Genomic DNA, 2,855 nt, shown 5'->3' on the forward strand with positions numbered 1-2,855 from the left:
CGCCGGCAGTGTGCGGCTGAACATCCCGTTCAATCCCGGCAGCGGCTCGGACAATGGGGCCGACAGCGGGCCGGAGCCGGTCTATCCGGTCAGCGAAGGCCTGCGCAAGCGCGTCAACGAGCGCGTGCGTGGCGATATCGGCGTCCGCGTCCAGTCGCAGACGCTGACCGGCGGCTCGACGACGCGTGTCGCCATCAATGCCGCCACCAATGCCGCCTTCGGCAAGTTCTACTACGCCGATGGCGGCCTCGCCGGCGCCGGCACGCTGGCCGACCCGACGACGCTGGACGACGCCGTGACCAAGTCGGGTGCGAACGGTTTTGTCGTGGCACTCGGCGGCAACGGCAATCTGACGACTGGCGGGGTGACGCTTGCCAATGGACAGACCGTCATCGGCGGCGGCGAAAGCGTCACCGCAAGGCTTTTCGGCGGCGGCACCAGCACCTTCAACCTGGGCGGCAGCGACGGCACGATCCAGGGCACCAACGTCGCCAACCCCGTCTTTACGCTCGGCAACGGCAACACGCTCAACGGCATCACCATCACCGGCGGCGGCGACGGCATCTTCGGCAACAACATCACCGGCGCGACGCTGACCAATGTGACGGTCACCGGTGCGGGCGGCAACGGCGCCGACTTCACGGGCAGTTCGACCGGCATCACCGGCTCCAACTTCACCGCCACCGGCAACGGCCTCGACGGCCTGCACATCGACGGCGACGGCACCTACAATTTCACCGGCACGACGCTGCTGAAGGGCAATCTCGACGACGGTCTCGATATCACCGGCAAGGGCACCTACACCTTCGCCACCGTCAATGCGCAGGACAATACCGACCGCGGCATCACCGTGCAGGGCACGTCGACCGGAGGCACGTTCACCACCACCGGCGGCACCGTGTCAGGCAATGGCGGCACCGCCGTCTTCATCGATCCGATCACCGCCCATGTGGTGCTGGACTCGATCAGCCAGAGCGGCGGCACGTCGGGTGTCGTGCTGGAGAATGTCGCGGGCAGCTTCACCGTCAACGGTGCGACGACGATCTCCAACACGACCGGACCGGCGATCGCCATTTCGGATTCGCCGGCGACGATCCGCTTCGGCGACATCAGCATCACCAACCCCGGCGCCGACGGCATCTCGTTTGCCGGCGTCAATGCGGCGGTGGTCGCCGGCAACATCGTCATCTCCGGACTGGGTGTCGGCACCGGCCTCGACTTCTCCGGATCCAAGACCAATTTCACCGCGCAGTCGCTCAGCATCACCGGCACCGGTGCTGCCGGCTCGATCGGCATCGATCTGACGTCGCCGAGCGTTGGCGGCGCGGTGATCATCATCACCGATGGCGGCGTCATCACCAATGTCGATACCGGCGTGCGGCTGGGCATTGCCGGCACGCCGGGCGCCACGGCCAACGCCGAATTTACCTTCGGCGGCAATTCCAGCTCCATCTCCGGCATCACCGCCTCGCTCGATGCGCGCGGGCTCAATGAGGGCAGCGGCCACTACGCTTTCGGCACGACCGCGTTTACCGGCCCGCAACTTTACGATCTGCGCAATTACATCTTCGTTGCGGCCGGGGCTTCGGGCGGCGGTACGTCGATCACCGACCTCGCCTCGATCGAATATGCCGACAGCATTACCGCCAGCGACGCCATCATTGTCCTGGTCAACCGCGGGACAATCGACGACGCCACCGGCTTCTCGCTGAGCGACGGACAGGAACTGGCCTCGTTCGGCAACGACCGCGCGTTCTCGCTCGGCGGGGTGCCGTTGAATGTCACCGGCACCAACATCCATCATGACGAATCCATATCGGATTCAGCGGGTGCGGCGACGCTGACCAGTTCCGGCGGCGGTAATGTCGTGACGCTGGGCAACGGCAACACGCTGCTCGATTTCAACATTTCCGGGGGTTCCGGCTCGGCGATCTACGGCCTGGGCATCAACGGCCTGACCGTCCAGGGCGTGACGGCCAGCAATGTCGGGTCCGGCCTCTACCTCAATGGTGTGACCGGCACGGTCTCGGTCGACGACCTGACCGTCCAGACCGCATCTCAAACCGGCATCGTGCTTGTCGATTCGAGCGCGACCGTCGATTTCACCGGCAACACCAAGATTACCAGTGCCGCCAACGTCGGGCTGTTCGCCAACAATTTCGACGGCATCGCCACCTTCGACGATCTCGACATCAGTGGCGGCGGCAGGGGCGTGGCCATCTGGAGCGGCTCGAGCGGCACGCTGACTTTCGCGGCCGCGAGTTCCATCACCAACACGGGCGATGTAGCCTTCAACATCAACGGTGCGGTGCCCAACGTCACCTACAACGGCACGATCGACCAGGCCAATGCGGCCAACGCGGTCAGGATCATCGGCCAGACCGGCGGCACCGCCACCTTCGGCGGCAAGATCACCGCCAGCACGGGCTCGGCCAACGCGATCGACCTGTCCGCCAACACCGGCGGCACGGTGAAATTCACCGGCGGGCTGGACCTGACCACGACGACCGGTACCGGCTTCGATGCCACCGGGGGCGGCACGATCACAGTCGCGGCCGCGGGCACGGAGCAGATCACCACCGGCACCGGCCGGGCGATCAATCTCGACGGCATCACCATCGGCACCGGCGGCATGGCGTTCGACAGCATCACGACAGGCGTTGCGACGGCCACGGCGCTCAACTTCAATGCCGTCTCGGGCGGCCAGTTCCTGGGTGGCAATGTCACTGTCGGCGGCACCGCTGCCGGCATCAACGGCCTTGCAATCAACGCTTCGTTATCGACCTTCACCATCACCAATCTGGTGACGACCAATGTCGCGGGCACCGATGTCAGCCTGACCAACAATACGGGCT

At 65.5% G+C, this 2,855-nt stretch carries 1 protein-coding gene; it reads left to right on the forward strand.

Annotation, left to right across the window (positions count from 1 at the left end; genetic code table 11):
* Positions 1 to 2,855: right-handed parallel beta-helix repeat-containing protein (locus tag EN949_RS34365; RefSeq protein ID WP_348630612.1), on the forward strand; the 2,855-nt coding region annotated here is incomplete at both ends.

The organism is Mesorhizobium sp. M7A.F.Ca.US.007.01.2.1 (genome assembly GCF_003998165.1).
GTDB lineage: Bacteria > Pseudomonadota > Alphaproteobacteria > Rhizobiales > Rhizobiaceae > Mesorhizobium > Mesorhizobium ciceri.